Annotated in this window: 15 protein-coding genes; 5 read left to right on the plus strand and 10 right to left on the minus strand. The window is 73.1% G+C overall.

What is annotated here, in order from left to right:
- Positions 1 to 20 precede the first annotated feature (20 nt).
- Complete coding sequence (locus NLX94_RS34670; RefSeq protein WP_374684060.1) at positions 21 to 443, minus strand: ATP-binding protein; 423 nt, start codon at positions 441 to 443, stop codon at positions 21 to 23.
- 118 nt (positions 444 to 561) lie between these two features.
- Between NLX94_RS34670 and NLX94_RS34675 the strand changes: the two genes are divergently transcribed.
- Together NLX94_RS34675 and NLX94_RS34680 are read left to right on the plus strand one after the other, a co-directional pair.
- Entirely contained in the window at positions 562 to 1431 is an 870-nt protein-coding gene (locus NLX94_RS34675; RefSeq protein WP_254387261.1) for a helix-turn-helix transcriptional regulator, read from the plus strand.
- Positions 1431 to 1676: a DUF397 domain-containing protein gene (locus tag NLX94_RS34680; protein WP_254387262.1), complete on the plus strand. Its 246-nt coding sequence runs from the start codon at positions 1431 to 1433 to the stop codon at positions 1674 to 1676. Before NLX94_RS34675 ends, NLX94_RS34680 begins: the two co-directional genes overlap by 1 nt.
- A gap of 46 nt (positions 1677 to 1722) precedes the next feature.
- Here the strand turns inward: NLX94_RS34680 and NLX94_RS34685 are convergent, their stop codons facing one another.
- Both NLX94_RS34685 and NLX94_RS34690 read right to left on the minus strand, forming a co-directional pair.
- Positions 1723 to 2055 carry a hypothetical protein gene (locus tag NLX94_RS34685; protein ID WP_254387263.1) on the minus strand — a complete coding sequence of 111 codons (333 nt, stop codon included), beginning with the start codon at positions 2053 to 2055 and terminating at the stop codon, positions 1723 to 1725.
- Positions 2055 to 2576, minus strand: coding sequence for a DUF6232 family protein (locus tag NLX94_RS34690; protein ID WP_302171229.1), 522 nt, complete (start codon positions 2574 to 2576; stop codon positions 2055 to 2057). Before NLX94_RS34690 ends, NLX94_RS34685 begins: the two co-directional genes overlap by 1 nt.
- A 235-nt stretch (positions 2577 to 2811) precedes the next feature.
- On the opposite strand from NLX94_RS34690, the gene NLX94_RS34695 reads away from it, so the two are divergent.
- A complete protein-coding gene (locus NLX94_RS34695; protein ID WP_254387265.1) occupies positions 2812 to 3312 on the plus strand; it encodes a hypothetical protein in 501 nt (166 codons plus the stop codon).
- A 32-nt stretch (positions 3313 to 3344) separates the two neighbouring features.
- Here the strand turns inward: NLX94_RS34695 and NLX94_RS34700 are convergent, their stop codons facing one another.
- Together NLX94_RS34700 and NLX94_RS34710 are read right to left on the minus strand one after the other, a co-directional pair.
- Positions 3345 to 4109: a sporulation protein gene (locus NLX94_RS34700; protein ID WP_254387340.1), complete on the minus strand. Its 765-nt coding sequence runs from the start codon at positions 4107 to 4109 to the stop codon at positions 3345 to 3347.
- A 1176-nt stretch (positions 4110 to 5285) separates the two neighbouring features.
- On the minus strand, positions 5286 to 7178 hold the full coding sequence (locus NLX94_RS34710) for a long-chain fatty acid--CoA ligase (protein ID WP_254387266.1): 1893 nt from the start codon (positions 7176 to 7178) through the stop codon (positions 5286 to 5288).
- A gap of 117 nt (positions 7179 to 7295) precedes the next feature.
- Here NLX94_RS34710 and NLX94_RS34715 point away from each other — a divergent pair, with 117 nt between their 5' ends.
- The gene (locus NLX94_RS34715; RefSeq protein ID WP_254387267.1) at positions 7296 to 8312 is read left to right on the plus strand and encodes an AraC family transcriptional regulator; all 1017 of its coding nucleotides are present in this window, start codon (positions 7296 to 7298) and stop codon (positions 8310 to 8312) included.
- An 85-nt stretch (positions 8313 to 8397) separates the two neighbouring features.
- On the opposite strand, the gene NLX94_RS34720 is transcribed toward NLX94_RS34715, so the two are convergent.
- Positions 8398 to 8973: a hypothetical protein gene (locus NLX94_RS34720; RefSeq protein ID WP_254387268.1), complete on the minus strand. Its 576-nt coding sequence runs from the start codon at positions 8971 to 8973 to the stop codon at positions 8398 to 8400.
- Between the two features lie 178 nt (positions 8974 to 9151).
- Positions 9152 to 9634: a hypothetical protein gene (locus tag NLX94_RS34725; RefSeq protein WP_254387269.1), complete on the minus strand. Its 483-nt coding sequence runs from the start codon at positions 9632 to 9634 to the stop codon at positions 9152 to 9154.
- Positions 9635 to 9908: 274 nt separating this feature from the next.
- On the opposite strand from NLX94_RS34725, the gene NLX94_RS34730 reads away from it, so the two are divergent.
- Positions 9909 to 11072 carry a lipase family protein gene (locus NLX94_RS34730; RefSeq protein WP_254387270.1) on the plus strand — a complete coding sequence of 388 codons (1164 nt, stop codon included), beginning with the start codon at positions 9909 to 9911 and terminating at the stop codon, positions 11070 to 11072.
- Between the two features lie 108 nt (positions 11073 to 11180).
- Here NLX94_RS34730 and NLX94_RS34735 read toward each other — a convergent pair whose 3' ends face one another.
- The 3 genes from NLX94_RS34735 to NLX94_RS34745 form a co-directional block, all read right to left on the minus strand.
- A complete protein-coding gene (locus NLX94_RS34735; protein WP_254387271.1) occupies positions 11181 to 11771 on the minus strand; it encodes a hypothetical protein in 591 nt (196 codons plus the stop codon).
- Positions 11772 to 11825: 54 nt separating this feature from the next.
- Positions 11826 to 13430: an alpha/beta hydrolase gene (locus NLX94_RS34740; protein ID WP_254387272.1), complete on the minus strand. Its 1605-nt coding sequence runs from the start codon at positions 13428 to 13430 to the stop codon at positions 11826 to 11828.
- Positions 13431 to 13808: 378 nt separating this feature from the next.
- Positions 13809 to 15671, minus strand: a complete 1863-nt coding sequence (locus tag NLX94_RS34745) for an AMP-dependent synthetase/ligase (protein WP_254387341.1) — start codon at positions 15669 to 15671, stop codon at positions 13809 to 13811.
- Between the last annotated feature and the right edge of the window lie 64 nt (positions 15672 to 15735).

The raw sequence follows: 15735 nt of genomic DNA on the forward strand, positions 1-15735 counted from the left end.
GAGTTCCGTGTTCCCCGGGCTCACAGACAGGCCCACACCGTCTTCCCCGGCCCGCCCCGCTCCCTCGGCGCGACCCCCCACTCCCGCGCCAGGGCCCGTACGAGCACCAGCCCGCGGCCGCCCTCCGCCGACCACGGGTCGACGACCGCCTCCGACGGCAGCCGGTCGCCCCGGGCATCACTCACCTCCACCCGGACCCGCAGCCCGTCGTAGCCGAGCCGGACCTCGAAGTCCCGGCCTGGCACCCGCCCGTGCAGCACGGCGTTCGCGGCCAGCTCCCCCACCACCAGCTCCACGTCGTCGGCGAGCCCGCAGCCGTGCGGGATCCCCCAGGCGGCCAGCTGCACCCCGGCCAGCCGCCGGGCCAGCCGGGCCCCGCGCGGGGTGGCGGAGAGGAGCTGCCGGAACTCCGCCGGTGCCATGTCACTCTTTTCGGTCGTCACCTCACCGAGCGTGGCCGCTCCGCCGTACGCTTTCCAGGAACGGCGGCTCTACGGCCACACCCCGTAGGCCCGGCGTCGGTTGCCTGTACGGCTTGTACGGACGAGGGCGGTTCAACCGATGAACGACCTGTCGGAGCGCGAGGAGGAGCCGGAGCGACCGGTGGAGGTCGACGGCACCGCGTACCTCTTCAAGGCGCTCGGCAAAATCATCAAGGTGTTACGGGAACGCGCGGGCCTGCAGCAGAAGGAACTCGCGGCCCTCGTCCACGTGGGAGAGGACCTGGTCTCCTCCATCGAGCGGGGCGTACGCACACCCCAGCCCGACTTCCTGGAAAACGTCGACCGCGCGCTGGGCGCCGGGGGCGTCCTGATCGCAGCCATCCCGGACGTCCGCGAGGCCCTGAAACGGGCCCGGACCCGCCACCCGGATTGGTTCCGCAAGTTCGCGGTCGCGGAGGCGGGGTCTGTGGCGTTGCACTACTACGAGGTGCAGGCGATCCCGGGGTTGCTCCAGACCGAGGCGTACGCGCGGGCCTTGTTCCGCCACCGCCGCCCGGTGCTGGACGAGGAGACCATCGAGAAGCGCGTGGCGGACCGGCTCGCGCGCCAGGTGATCCTGGAGCGGTGGCCCGCGCCCACCTTCAGCTTCGTCCTGGAACAGACCGTGCTGCTGCGCCCGACGGGCGGCAAGGATGTCCACCGCGCCCAATTGCGCCGCCTGCTGGAGGTGGGCAGCCTGCGCACCGTGCAGCTCCAGGTGATGCCGCTGGAACGGGACGAACATCCGGCCCTGGACAGCGCGTTCACCCTCCTGCGCCCCAAGGGCCGCAACGAGGTTGCCTACACGGAGAGTTACGGCCACGCGAACCTCATCACCGATCCGGAACAGGTGAGGGTCTACAGCGAGCGCTATGGGATCATCCGGGCACAGGCGCTCACGCCCCACGAGTCCCTTGCCCTGATCGAGAAGATGCTGGGAGAACGGTAATGAACACCACGGACCTGGCCTGGTTCAAGAGCAGCTACAGCTCCGGCGAGGGCGGCGAGTGCCTCGAAGTGGCCTTCGACTGGCGGAAGTCGAGCTACAGCAGCGGCGAGGGTGGCAACTGCGTCGAGATCGCGGGCTGCGCGGAAGCCGTCCACATCCGGGACTCCAAGGTGCCCGCCGGCCCCCAGCTGGCCGTCGCCCCCGCCGCCTGGGCCGCCTTCCTCGGCGACGTGGCAAAGGCGTAGGACCGGGGGGCCACTCACGTGGCCCCCTTGCCTTCCGCTTTCTTCCTCAGCCCAGCAGGGCCTTGACCGCAGTGATCACCGGAACCCCGGCCTCTCCTATGAGCGTCGCAATTCCGGAAAACGTCCCGAGAATTCTCCTGAACCGAGCCTCCGGGGGATTCCCCTGAAGCTCTTCCACCGCCGCGTCGACTTCCGCCCGATCGGCCTCGTCCAGGTGCTGCCTCATCGCCTGGACTTCCTTGATGAGCTTTTCGAGGTCCGAGGCCGAAGGCGGGGTTACGCCGACATACTTGCCCCCGGCCACGATGTCACCGGATCCCGAGTGCGAGGCGTTTCCGATGGACCCGTCCCCGTACTGCGTGTAGCTGTCGCCCGCCATTACCGACCACCGCCCCTGATGTCTCCGATGCCGCTGTGCTCGGCGTGGCCGATGCTGCCGGCTCCGTACTGTTTGATCTGGTTGCCCATGACGGCTTCCTTGATGTTGATGGTCACCGGGGCGGCGTCCGGCCGGCCGATGGCCTTGGTGATCTCGAAGATCAGGTTCTCGATCTCCTTGTGGTCCAGGGACCACACGGCCTCCCTCTGAATACCCGAGGTATTGAGGACCAGGCCGTACACCGGGGGCCTGCTGATCACCCGCACGAGCTGCCAGATCAGCAGCCCGAGCACGGCGAGCGCCACGACCCCGGCGATGTCCCCGACGATGGCCACCGCGATGGCCCCGAGGACGAGGCAGGCGAGCGCCCTTTTGATGAACTGTCGCCAGGCCGCTCCCTTGTTCACCGTCAGTACGCGCTGCCCTACGTGGGAGATGTTGCGCAACGGATAAGCCTCACCGTCGACCCACAGCACACCCTCTTGCACACGGACTTGGACCGTCGTATTTCTCTCCGCCATTTCGCGCCCCCCTGGCTCTTTTTGGCGTTGACGGCTCGAAGTGTAGGGCGGGGTCGACCGACCAAGTAGGGATTGGACCATTTAGACGTAGTCATGATCAATACGAGATTCCGCTTGACACGCCACCCACCGGAATGCAGGCTTCCCCCTCGGTCGAACCCTGGTCGTGCGGCCCTTTCCGGCCCATCCTGTCCCCACACTGCATGCCGCATGCGGCGTGAAGGGGGAGGCAGGGATGGCCCGAGCACGCCGGTGGGGGCGCCTGTGGTGGTCCCGGTGGTGGATCCTGATCGCGGGAATCGCCATCAGCGCGCTAGGGGTGGCCGCGTACGAGGCGACGCCGTACCCCGAACTCCGCACGATCCAGCTGTTCGTCCTCAGCGAGTCCCCGGACGGCCGCTGCGAGGTGCGCTGGTACGACGTGTACGCATCGCGGATGCGGGAGGGCGCCTACCGCTGCGACCCCGACCGCGCCGTCAGCCTCAAACCCTCGGGCCACCACCCGGAAACCGACTACGGCTATGACTACGGCTGGCTGCGCACCGAGGACTCCCGCAAGGGGGACCTGTACGTGCCGGAGGACTACGAGGACACCGGGGCCGCCTTCGGCGACTACCTGCTCCCCGCGGGAGTGTTCGTGATGTACATAGGGCTGCTCTCCGCAGGCGTGCCCGTGCGTCTGCGTCTGCGCCTGGGCCGCCGGCGGCCGGGCGGCGGGGCTCCGGCCCAGGGGTGAAGTTCGCCCCCGGGCCGGCGGCTTTCCCGGACTTACGCCAGGGAGGACACGTAGGTGGCGACGTGCTTCTTCAGACTCTCCGTCCAGGCCTGCTGGTCCAGCTCGTCGTAGACGAACGTGGCCGGCGGGTTGCCGCCCGGGTGGGCGTCGAGGGAGTCCTCACGGGCGACGAAGACGGTCTCCAGCTCCGCCTTCCCCCACTGCAAGCGCTCCGGGTAGAAGAAGTCGATCTCCTGCCAGTACTGCGCCGTCTGCTGCGACTTCATGCGCGGCGCCAGCGTCGGGAGGAACCCGATCTTGACTTCGGCCTCGTGCAGGCGGAATCCCAGGTCCGTGTAGGCCTGGACGATCGCGTCCTGCGCCGGGAGGGCGTGGACCTCGAACTCGTCGAAGTCGCCCTGGTCCACCGACTTGTCGACGGCCAGCTCGGTACGGATCGCGGCCCGCCCGCCCGTGATGGGCGCGCCCAGCGCGTGCGTGAGCGGCATCTCCCACGGCAGGACGACCTCGCCGCGGACCGTCACCGTCTCCCCGGCGAGCAGCCGGAAGCCGGCGATCTCGGCCGTCACCACCGTGTAGGGGTGCTTCCAGGCGGTCTTGTCGCCGTTCACCTCACGGTCCTCGGCCCGTACGACCACCTCCAGCCGCACCCGCTCGACGTCCACGTCCGCGGCGCCGCCCACGGCGGTCACCACGACGCGCAGGGTCCCGCCCGGGTTGACCTTCGGATTCTCGACGACCGTCTCCACGCTCGGCGCGTTGACGCCGAGCGCACTCAGGAACTTACGGAATGCCATGACTCTCCCCACTCCCTGACCGACTCCCCCGCCGGCCGACGGGATCACTCTAAGCAGCAGCCCACGCAGGGCCGTTCGGGGGCAGGCGGCCCCTGGCCCCGGCCACGGCGAGGCGCACCGGGGCCGGAGCCAGGGCCGGAGGCCGGAGGCGGGGGGCCGGAGGCCCGGGGGGGGAGGCCCGGGGGGGGGAGGCCCGGGGGGGCGGAGGCCGGGGCCGGAGGCGGAGGCCGGGAGCCGGGAGGTCGGGGCCGGAGGCGGAGGCCGGGGGCCGGGAGGTCGGGGCCGGAGGCCGGGGCCGGGGGCCGGGAGGTCGGGGCCGGGGCCGGAGGCTGGGGGCCGGGAGGTCGGGGGCCGGGAGGTCGGGGCCAGGGGCCGCGGCCGAGGCGGAGACCGGAGGCGGAGACCGGAGGCGGAGACCGGAGGCGGAGCCAGGGGCCGGGGCCAGAGGCAGAGGCCAGAGGCAGAGGCCAGAGGCAGAGGCCAGAGGCAGAGGCCAGAGGCAGAGGCCAGAGGCGGAGGCAGGAGGGCCGGGGCCGGGGCCGGAGGCGGAGGCAGGAGGGCCGGGGCCGGGGCCGGGGCCGGGGCCGGAGGCGGAGGCAGGAGGGCCGGAGGGCCGGGCGGGACGGGGGGGGACGGGGGGCGGGGCCGGAGGCGGAGGCGGAGGCCGGAGGCAGGAGGGCCGGAGGGCCGGGCGGGACGGGGGGCGGGGCCGGAGGCCAAGAGGCCGGGGCCGGAGGCCAGAGGCCAGGAGGCCAGACACCGGGCAGCGGGCAGCGGGCAGCGGGCAGCGGGGAGTGGCGGTACGGCGGGCGGCGGGGGCGGCGGGCACGGTGACGGGGGCCTCCGTCACCGAGGCCCCCCGGCCCTGGATGCCCTGACCGCCCCGCGCGCCCGTCCCGACCCGCCTCACGGGCCCGCCGGGGCCGCGTGCGGATGGCCTCCGGCCGGAGGGGGCTGCGCATCCCCGACAAGGCCGCTCCTCCCCACTCCTCCCTCCCGACCGTTCCCCGGGGGCCTCCCGGGAGTCTTGTGGCGTTTCGGGGTGGGTCGGTCGGTCAAGGGTGGCCGAAGGCCATCGCGTAGCGACGCGACGAAGGAGCGCCCTTGAGGGACCGGCCCGCACCGGAAGGACACTGGACTGCCGGGAGGCCCCCGAGCCGTACAGAGCCCCCGCCCCTACCCGTACAGCTCCTCGATCTCCCCCGCGTACCGCTCCGCCACCGCCCGGCGGCGGAGTTTCAGGGTCGGGGTCAGGGTGCCCGCCTCTACGGTGAACTCCCCCGGCAGCACCCGGAATGCGCGGACGCGGGCCGGGCGGGAGACCGTGGCGTTGGCCGCCTCGACCGCTTCCGCGACGAGGGCCCGTACGGCGGGGTGATCACCCAGGACGGCGGGGTGCTCGCCGAGGACGGCGGGGTGATCGCCCAGGTCGGCGGGGTGATCACCGGTGGCACCCGGGGCGGCGCCCGGATCCAGGGTCACCGACTCCCGGGCGGCCCAGGCGGCGATCTCCTCCGCATCCAGGGTGATCAGGGCCACCGGGTGCGGGCGGCGGTCGCCGATCATGACGGCGCGGGACACGTAACGGGAGCGCTGGAGGGCGAACTCCCACTCCGTCGGGGTGATGTTCTTCCCCGCCGAGGTGATGATCAGCTCCTTCTTGCGGCCGGTGATGAAGAGGAACCCCTCCCCATCCACCTCGCCCAGGTCCCCCGTGTGCAGCCAGCCCTCCCCGTCCAGCGTCTCCCCCGTCGCCGTGGCGTTGGCGTGGTAGCCGGGGAAGATCATCGGGCCCCGGGCCAGCACCTCTCCATCCCCGGCGATGCGGACCTCGCACCCCGCGATCGGCCGGCCCACCGATCCGTAGCGGACCCCGCCGGGGTGGTTGAGGCTGATGACCCCGCCCGACTCCGTCATGCCGTAGCCCTCGAAGACCGCGATCCCGCAGGCCCGCAGGAAGTCGAGGGTGGCCGGGGCGATCGGGGCGCCGCCCGTCAGCGCCCACTTCAGGCGGCCACCGAAGGCGCCCCTGACCAGGGAGTACAGGGTCTTCTCGGCGGCCTCCCAGACCTCCCGATCCCCCCGGTCCCCCTCCCCCAGCCGCCCCTCCGCCGCCAGCAGCCCCACCCGGACCGCCTCCGCGAAGCGGGCTCCGCCGCCCTCCTGGGACTCTGCCAGCGACAGGACCACCGAGTGCAGCTTCTCGAACAGCCGCGGCACGGACGGCAGATGGGTCGGCCGGGCCTCGGCGAGCTCGCCGATGACGTCCTCGATCCGGCCGCCGAAGTAGCAGAGCTCCCCGCCCTCCAGGAGGGTGGTGAACTGGATCAACTGGGCCAGCAGGTGGGCCAGCGGCAGGTAGAGGTACGTGGAGTCCCCCGGGCCCCCCTTCACCAGCGGAAGCGTCGCGTCCTGGATCGCGCCGAGGTTGGCGTGCGTGAGGCGGCAGCCCTTGGGCAGGCCGGTGGTGCCCGAGGTGTAGACGATGGAGGCGTCGGCGGCGGGTTCCACCGCGGCAGCCCTGGCGAGGAGTTCGGCCTCCGGCGCCGGGCCGGGGAGGGCGCGCAGCCCGTCCATCTCCACCACCGCGCGCAGCGCCGGGAGCTTCGGGCGCAGCGCCTCCACCCGGGCCGCCTGCGCGGGGTCGTCGCAGACGACCACCACCGCCGCGGAGTCCGACAGCACCCAGGCGAGCTCCTCCTCGCCCGCCGTCGGGTACACCGGCACGAGGACGGCCCCCGCCGCCAGGACCCCGAAGTGGGTGTACGTCCACTCCGGCCGGGTCTCCGCGAGCACGGCGACGCGCTCGCCGGGGGCGACCCCGAGGCCGAGCAGGGCACGACCGGACTCCCGTACACGGGCGCGCAGTTGCCCGTAGGAAACGGTGCTCCAGCCACCCTTCCCGCTCTCCCCACCCTCCCCGCCCTTGTGGCGGAGGGCGGTCTCGGCGGCGTACCGCTCGCCCGTCCACTCGGTGAACACCGCAAGCGTTCGCGGGCGCAGGGCTGTGTCCGTGCTGCCAACCGATTCGATCGGGTCCATCGGGCTCATCGGGCTCATCGGGCTCATCGGGCTCGCCTCCCCAAGGTCGTACCGACGACGCTAGGCACCGCCAACACCTCCGCGGCATGACCGGAAGCGTCACCCCCGCTGACCCCAGCGCTCAGAGCGGCTACCGTCGGACCCATGGGGAGGCGGACGGTCACCGTGCACCACGTGCGTGCCGTGCTCGCGGGGGCGCGCGGCAGCGGGCTCGACACCGTGCCGCTGCTCCAGGCGGCGCAGATCCCGCCGCTGCTGCTGGGCGACGACCGGGCGCGGGTCACGCCCGCGCAGTTCGCGCGGCTGTTCCGGGCGCTGTACCGGGCCACGCAGGACGAGTTCCTCGGCCTGTCCACCGTCCCCAGCCGGCCCGGGACCTTCGCGATGATGTGCAGGGCCTCCCTGGGCTGCCGCGACCTCGGTGCGGCGGTGGAACGTTCCGCCACCTTCTACGGGCTGTTCCCGGGCGGGCCCGAGCTGGCGCTCGAAGTGGAGGGCGGGCAGGCCTGGTTCGCGGTGCGGAACGAGTTCGCGCGGGACGAGGAACGCTTCCTCACCGAGTGCGTGCTCGCCATCTGGCACCGGCTCAGCAGCTGGCTGATCGGCCGGCGCATCCCCCTGGCCCACGCCTCCTTCGCGTACCCGGCGCCGCCGCACGCGGAGGAGTACGAGCTCCTCTTCGACTGCCCGGTCCGCTTCGGCGAGCCCCGCACGGGCGCGGCCGTGGCCTTCGACGCGCACTGGCTGACCGCTCCGCTGGTACGGGACGAGGCCGCGCTCGACGCGATGCTCCGGCGGGCCCCCTTCGACCTGCTGTCCCGGCCGGCGTACGGGACCACGGTCGCGGAACAGGTCCGCCGGACCCTGACCCAGGCCCTGCGCGACTCACCGCGGCTGCCGGAACTCGGCGAGGTCGCGGCCCGCCTGGCGGTGTCCCCGGCGACGCTGCGCCGCCGGCTCCAGCAGGAGGGCACGTCCTTCCAGCAGCTGAAGGACCACGTCCGGCGGGACGCGGCGATCGCCGGCCTGGCGGAGAGCCGCGAACCCATCGCGGAACTGGCGGCCCGCCTCGGCTTCTCGGAGGACACGGCCTTCCACCGCGCCTTCCGCCGCTGGACGGGCACGACACCGGGGGCGTACCGGATCGCGTCGGGGGGCTAGGGGGTGTCCGCAAAGTCCCGCCTGCCCCGCGACGCCTGGCACGCGCTCTCGGCGCACCGGGCGCCACCGCCCCACCCCGAAGCCCCTACCGGGCCCCGCTCGGCACCTGGATGCTGAACAGGCCGCATTCGCAGCCGCCCTTGCCGGTGCCGCAGGACCCCTTCGGGGTCGTCGAGGCGGCCGGTACGGGGGTCTGCGCCGGGGCGGAGCAGCCCGTCGCGGTGGCTTCGGCGCAGGTGTTGCCGGCGCAGGAGCGGCAGGCGTTCATCTCGCAGCTGCGGCAGGCGGAGGCCGGGGCGTTGCAGCCGCGGCAGGCGTTGACCGCGCAGGTGGCGCAGGCTTCGCCGGCGACGTCGCACGAGGTGCAGGCGTTCATCTCGCACGCGGCGCAGGCCGACGCGGGGGCGGTGCAGCCCCGGCAGGCGCTGACGCCGCAGGATACGCAGAGCTGCGTACCGCTGCCGCAGCCGCCGCGCTCGGTCCGCTCGCCGCAGTCGCAGGCGCGGGCTCCCCGGACGCCCCGGACGCTCGGCGCGGTCCGGCCGTCGCGGCGGACCGTACCGATCTCGGCGATGCGCAGCGCGGTCCGCAGGGTGGGGGCCGGACCCCGGTGGATGACCCGACGCTTGGCCGTCTGCGTCTGTCGCACTGCCGCGTTCATCTGGTGCCTCCTGGGCGGGGTGGGATTCGCTTTCCAAGGCGGACTCTAACAATTAACTCGTATATGAATGCAAATCGACGAAACAAAAGAAAGGCTTGCCTTCCCTAAGAAGACAAGCCTTTCAGGTCACCAGAAGCGGAAATCCGGCGAGCAGAATGCATTCAGTTCGCAAACACCGTCAGGCCCGCCGCGCCCGGCCCGGTACCGCCGCCGCCAGCGCCGCGAAGAGCACGACGACCAGACCCAGCGCGGCCACGCCCAGTGCCGTCAGGTGGACGATGGTGATCCACAGTTCCGGCTTGCCGTAGGCCCGGTCGCCCAGGGCGCGGGCCTCGCCCTTGTACGTCGGCCCGCCCGAGCCGCCGCGGTCGATCTCGTCGGCGTACGTGTACAGCGTGCCCGCCCGGAACTTCCCGTCGACCGTCCACTGCACCGCCTCGCAGGTGGCGCTGGCGCGCCCCGAACCGCCGCGGCCCACGACGACCATCGAGTCGCAGTTGCTCCGGAGCTGGACGGTGACCGGGTCGGCGAAGGCGTAGGCCGCGCCCCAGCCCGCGGGCTGCTGGGAGGCCATCCCGACGAAGAAGAACGCGGCGATGCCGATCCCGGTGAGGACCAGCCCCAGGGTCGCCCTGTTCTTGAACCTCTGCGCACGCGTCACGACGGCCACAACTCCCCCAGATGGTGCGTTCATGCCAAATGTTCATGCCGAATGTTCATACCGAGCCCGATGGTCCGCATGGCTGAACTCCGCCCTGCGCGTCGCGCGTTTGTACCGCACCCGCGGCCACGCCGACAAGGTGGACGGACAGGGCGAGCGGGGCTGTGGCGCCGGGTCAGGAAAGCTGAGCTGTGCGGTCAGCGACGTTCCTACCGGTCGGTCACTACCTTCTCCTCACCTACCACCCCCACCGGACCCTTGGGAGAGCCGCCCCATGCGCATCCGAAGCTCAGCCCTCACCGCCGTGGCCGCCCTGGCCCTCTCCGCCGCGATCCCCACCACCGCGACCGCCGCCACCGCGCAGACGGACGAGGCCACCGCCCGCCCCGGCGACATCGTCAGCAGCGCGCCGTCCGCGTTCCACCCGCTGCCCGGCCAGCCCACCAACACCAAGGCCTGGAAGATCCACTACAACTCGACCACCGCCGACGGAGCCCCGAACGTCGTCTCCGGCACCGTCATCGTCCCCCAGGACGGCCGCACCGGCCCGCGCCCCCTGATCACCTACGCCGTCGGCACCGTCGGCATGGGCGACTCCTGCGCACCGAGCAACAACCTCCCGTACGGCACCGCCATGGAGGCCAACCTCATCCAGCAGTACACCCTGCGCGGCTGGGCCGTGGTCGTCACCGACTACGAGGGCCTCGGCACCCCGGGCGTCCACACGTACACCGTCGGCCCCTCCGCCGGCCACGCGATGCTCGACGCCGCCCGTGCCGCGACCCGGCTCCCCGAGGCCGGGCTGCCCGCGGACACCCCGGTCGGCATCGTCGGGTACTCCCAGGGCGGCCAGGCCAGCAGCTGGGCCGCCGAGCTGCAGGGCTCGTACGCACCGGAGTTGAAGGTCAAGGGCACCGCGACGGGCGGCGTCCCGGCCGACCTGCTCAAGGTGGCCGACTTCAACAACGGCTCCTACGGCTCCGGCCTCATCTTCATGGCCGCCGCCGGGCAGGACGCGGCCTTCCCGGAGCTCAAGCTCGACTCCTACCTCAACCCGGCCGGGAAGCTCCTCGTCGGCGCGATGAAGGACCACTGCGTCGCGATCGACGCCATCGCCGGTTCCTTCAAGCGGATCTCCGACCTCACCACCCGCAACCCGCTCGCGCAGCCGGACTGGCAGGCCCGCCTGAACCAGAGCAAGCTCGGCCGCACCGCCCCGGCCGCACCCGTGTTCCAGTACCACGCGCTCGCCGACGAGCTCATCCCGTACTCCGTCGGCAGCCGGCTGCGCTCCGACTGGTGCGCGCGGGGCGCCAACCTGGAGTTCGACACCATCTGGATCGGCGAGCACGTCAGCGGGGTCATCACCCAGTCCCCGGCGGTGAGCAACTGGCTCGCGGACCGCTTCGCGGGCCGCGCCACGCACCCCAACTGCTGACCGGGGGGCCTGAATCCGGGGCAGGCCCCGGGGCCTGAACCCCGGGCCTGAACCCGCGGTCAGACCCCGGGCCCGGCCCCGGGGCCTGACCGCGCGCCGGGCCGGCGGCTACTTGCCGGCCAGGCCGAGGTTGGCTCCGGCGCGCAGGTCCGGGAAGCCCTGGGCGAGGACGGCCCCCGCCTCCAGGCACGCCCCGCGGTCCGACGGGTCCGCCGGGTTCTTCGCGCAGCCCAGCTCCTGGTACCGGGCGGCGGACTTCTGGATCTTCTGCGCCGCGGCGGTCAGCGTGGCGAACCCCTCCTCGCGGCCGCGGGTGCGGGTCAGCGCCCAGGCCGCGTGTTCGTTCGTCACCTCGGCCGCGTCCGCGCACTGCTGGGTGAACAGGTCGGCGGAGGCCGCGGAGCACGGCGATCCGGTGCCGGAGCCGAACCGCTCCTCGTCCAGGGGCATCCGCGCCTCCAGGTCGGTCTTGAGCTTCTCGGCGAACGCCACCTTGTCCAGCACGGGCGCGTCGGAACCCCCGGCGGGACCCCTGGAAGCATCTGCCGAAGGCGCGGCCTCCGCGCTCATCACGGCGCCGTCACCGGCGCCACCCTCACCATCGGCGTCACCGGCGCCACCGCCACCGCCGCACGCCGAGAGCAGCACGACCCCGGCCATGACCCCGCAGGCCCTCCACCACAACTGTGTTCGCTCCACGCGTCCTTCTCCCCACCGTCGACCATCGGGCGTGCCACCCTAGCCGCGCGCCCGTCAGGGCTCCCCGGCGGGGCAGGAACGCGTACCGGAGGGCAGGTGGCCGTCGTTCAGGAAGTGGTCCACGTACCCCTGCACGCAGCGCGAGGCGATGTAGCCGGTGTGCCCGTCGCCCTTGTAGTCGAGGACCACGGTGTTGCCGAGCCGCTTCGCCGTCTCCTCCGTCCACTCGTACGGGGTGGCCGGGTCTCCGCGCGTACCGACGAGCAGGATCCGCGGGATGCCCGCCGGGCGGTCGATCCTGCGGATGAAATCGGTGCCGGCGGGCCGCCCGTAGCAGGCCAGTACCGTCATCAGCTGGCGCGGCCCGAAGATCGGCGAGGCGGCGAGGAACACCGGCTGGAGCGCCTCCAGCTCCCGCGCGACCGCCTCCGGGGAGGCCTTGGCGTCGCCGCGGTCCGGGTCGTCGGCGCAGTTCACGGCGACGAGCGCGGCGGTCGCGTTGTCGGCCGGCACGGCCGCCGGGCCGGCATCCTCCCCGGGTGAGGCCGACGGCGGCGGTGGCGACGGCGGCGGCTCCTCCGGACCGCCGAGCTGCATCAGCCCCACCGGGTCGCCGTCCCGCTCGACCAGGGCCAGCGCCTCCGCGAGCCCGGGCCAGGCCTTCGGCGAGTAGAGGGCGGTCCCGATGGCGTCCACCACGTCCTGCCCGGTGAAGCGCAGTCCGCCCTCGCCGGTCAGCGGGGCCGCGTCCAGACGGGTGACGAGGGCCTCGACCTTCTGCTTGGCGGTACGGGTGTTCGTGCCGTAGACACAGCCCGGCTGGTGGGCGCACCAGACGAGGAAGTTGTCCAGCGCCCGCTGCTGGCCGACCGCCGACAGCAGGGCCTGTTCGCCGAGCGGCTCGGTGAGGGTGTCGACCCCGTCGAGGACCATCCGGCCGGTGCGGCGCGGGAACAGCGCGGCGTAGACCGCGCCGAGGCGCGTCCCGTAGGAGAAGCCGAGGAAGTCGAGCTTGTCCTCCCCGAGGGCCCGGCGCAGCAGGTCCATGTCGCGGGCCACGCTGACGGTACCGACGTACGGGAGCACCGGGCCGGAGTCCAGCGCGCAGCGCCGGGCGACGGCGCGGAGGGCGGCGAGCTGGGCGGCGGGGCCGGTGGGGGCGGGGCTGCCGGTCGGTGTGCCTTCGCCCTGCGGGCCGGCTCCGCAGGTGACGGGGGCGCTGCGGCCTACGCCGCGGGGGTCGAAGGCGACCAGGTCGTAGCGCTTGTTGAGCTCCGCGAAGGCGTGGGGGTCGGCGGCCAGGGTGGAGACTCCGGGGGCGCCCGGGCCGCCGAAGTTCAGTACGAGCGAGCCGATCCGGTGGGCGGCGGGGCCGGTGGCGGGGAGCTTGGCGACGGCGATGCGCACGGTGCCGCTGTCCTTGGCCTTGGCCTCGCCCTTGGCCTCGTAGTCGAGCGGCACGGCGAGGTACCCGCAGCGCATCCCGTCGGGCACGGGCTTCTCGGGGCACGCGCCCCACTGGATCCCCGTACCCGCGGTCGGCGCGTGGCCGGGGACGGCGGCGAGCAGGGCCCCGGCCAGGGCGGTGCCGATGACGCCGGCGCCTATCCGTGTACGGACGCGGCACCCCGGGCGGGAACGCAGACGGGAACGGTGCACTGCACCCTCCTGGGGCGAGCGGCCCCCCGGACCAGTGAGCCCACCATAAGCGCGGCCCACGCCGCACGCTCCGCGAGCCGATCACCCGTCCGGCCCCTTGACGCGCCGGGCCCGCCGGCCCGCCCGACCCCGCTGCGCGGGCCGAACTCCCCGCCCCGCCCTTCCACCGTTCCCCGGGCTCTGCCCGGACCCGCGCCTCAAACGCCGGCGGGGCTGGTTGTGGCCGGCGCCGCCGGAAGCTTCAGCCCTGCCGGCGAACTCCGCGCCGCAGGCAAACTCGTGCCGCAGCCGAAATCAGCCCCTCCGGCGTTTGAGGAGCGGGGGTCCGGGGGCCGGCCCCCGGCAACGGCGCCGCACGGGACGGTTCGGGCACGGCCGTCACGGGCGGCGGTACAGGGCCTCTATCTCCCGCGCGAAGTCCCGGGCGACCGCGCCCCGCTTCAGCTTCAGCGAAGGCGTCAAGTGGCCCCGGTCCTCCGTGAAATCGACCTCCAGGACCGCGAAGCGGCGGATCGACTCCGCCCTCGACACCAGCCGGTTCGCCTCGTCGACCGCCCGCTGGAGGTCGGCCAGCAGGTCCTCGTCGGCCACCAGTTCCCTGATCGGCACGCCCACCTTCTTGCGCATCTGGCGCCAGTGCTGGAGCCCCTCCGGTTCCAGGGTGATCAGCGCGGTGACGTAGGGCCGGTTGTCGCCGACGACCATGCACTGGCCCACCAGCGGGTGGGCCCGTAGCCAGTCCTCCAGGGGGGCGGGGGCGACGTTCTTGCCGCCCGAGGTGATGATCAAGTCCTTCTTGCGGCCGGTGATCGTCAGGTAGCCGTCCTCGTCGAGCTCCCCGATGTCCCCCGTGGACAGCCACTGTTCCCCGCCGACCGCCACGCCGCTGTTCCAGTACCCCGCGAACACGTGCGGCCCGCGGAGCAGCACCTCTCCGTCGTCCGCGATCCGGACCGCCGTCCCGGGCAGCGGCCATCCCACCGTGCCCAGCCGGGGCCGCAGCGGCGGGGTGACGGTCGAGGCCGCGGTCGTCTCCGTGAGCCCGTAGCCCTCGAAGACCTCGACGCCCGCGCCCGTGTAGAACGCGGCGAGGCGCCGGCCGAGCGGGGAGCCGCCGCTCAGGATGTACCGCACGCGGCCGCCCAGTGCCGCCCTGATGCGCCGGTACACGAGGGGTTCGTACAGCGCCCGGCCCAGCCGCAGGCCCAGTCCGGGCCGCCGGCCGGTCTCCAGCTCCCCGCAGCGGCGCGCGATCAGCGCCGCGCGGTCGAAGGAGGAGGCCCGGCCCATCTTCTCGGCGGTCGCCCGGGCGGTGTTGTAGACCTTCTCCAGGACGTACGGGATCGCCAGCAGGAAGGTCGGGCGGAAACCGGCCAGGTCGGCCAGCAGGTCCTCGCTGCGGATGCTCGGCGCGTGGCCCAGCTTCACCCGCGCGCGCATGCAGCCGACGGCCACCATCCGTCCGAAGACGTGGGACAGGGGCAGGAAGAGCAGGGTCGAGGCCGGGTCCTTGCTGACCGACTTGAAGACGGGGTGCAGCAGTTCCACCGCGTTGTCCACCTCGGCGAAGAAGTTGCCGTGCGTCAGCACGCACCCCTTGGGCTGGCCCGTGGTCCCGGAGGTGTAGATCAGCGTCGCGACGGACTCCGGCGAGCACCCGGCCCGCCGGGCCGCCACGACCTCGTCGGGCACCCGCTCCCCGGCCTTGACCAGCCGGGCCACGGCCCCCGTGTCGAACTCCCAGAGGTGCTGCAGCCAGGGCAGGTTGGCCCGCTCCGCGCTGATGATCCGGGCCTGCGCCGTGTCCTCCACCGCGCAGGCCACGGCGCCGGAGTCCTGGATGATCCAGCGCGCCTGGAGCGCGGAGGAGGTCGGGTACACCGGTACGGTGATCAGCCCGGCCGCCCAGCCCGCGAAGTCCAGCAGGGTCCACTCGTAGGTGGTCCGCGCCATGATGGCCAGCCGGTCGCCGGGCCGCAGCCCCTCGGCGATCAGCCCCTTCGCGACGGCGAGCACCTCGGCGGCGAACTCGGCGGCCGTGACGTCCCGCCAGGTCCCGTCCCGCTCCTTCCGGGCGAGTACGGGTTCCCGCGGGGCCTCCCGGGCATTGTCGAAGGGGATGTCCCCGAGGGACCCGCGCACCGGCGCCGGGGCCAGCGGGGGCACCCAGACCTGGCGCACCCGCCCCTCGACCACGGTCTTGACGGGCTCGACGGGCTTCGGGAGGTCGACGACCCTCACCAGGCTCGATTCGGCGGTCACAGCGTGCCTCCCTGGCCGGACGGAGTGTTACCGCCGGTAATCT

Source organism: Streptomyces sp. TBY4 (assembly GCF_024213195.1).
Taxonomy (GTDB): Bacteria; Actinomycetota; Actinomycetes; order Streptomycetales; family Streptomycetaceae; genus Streptomyces.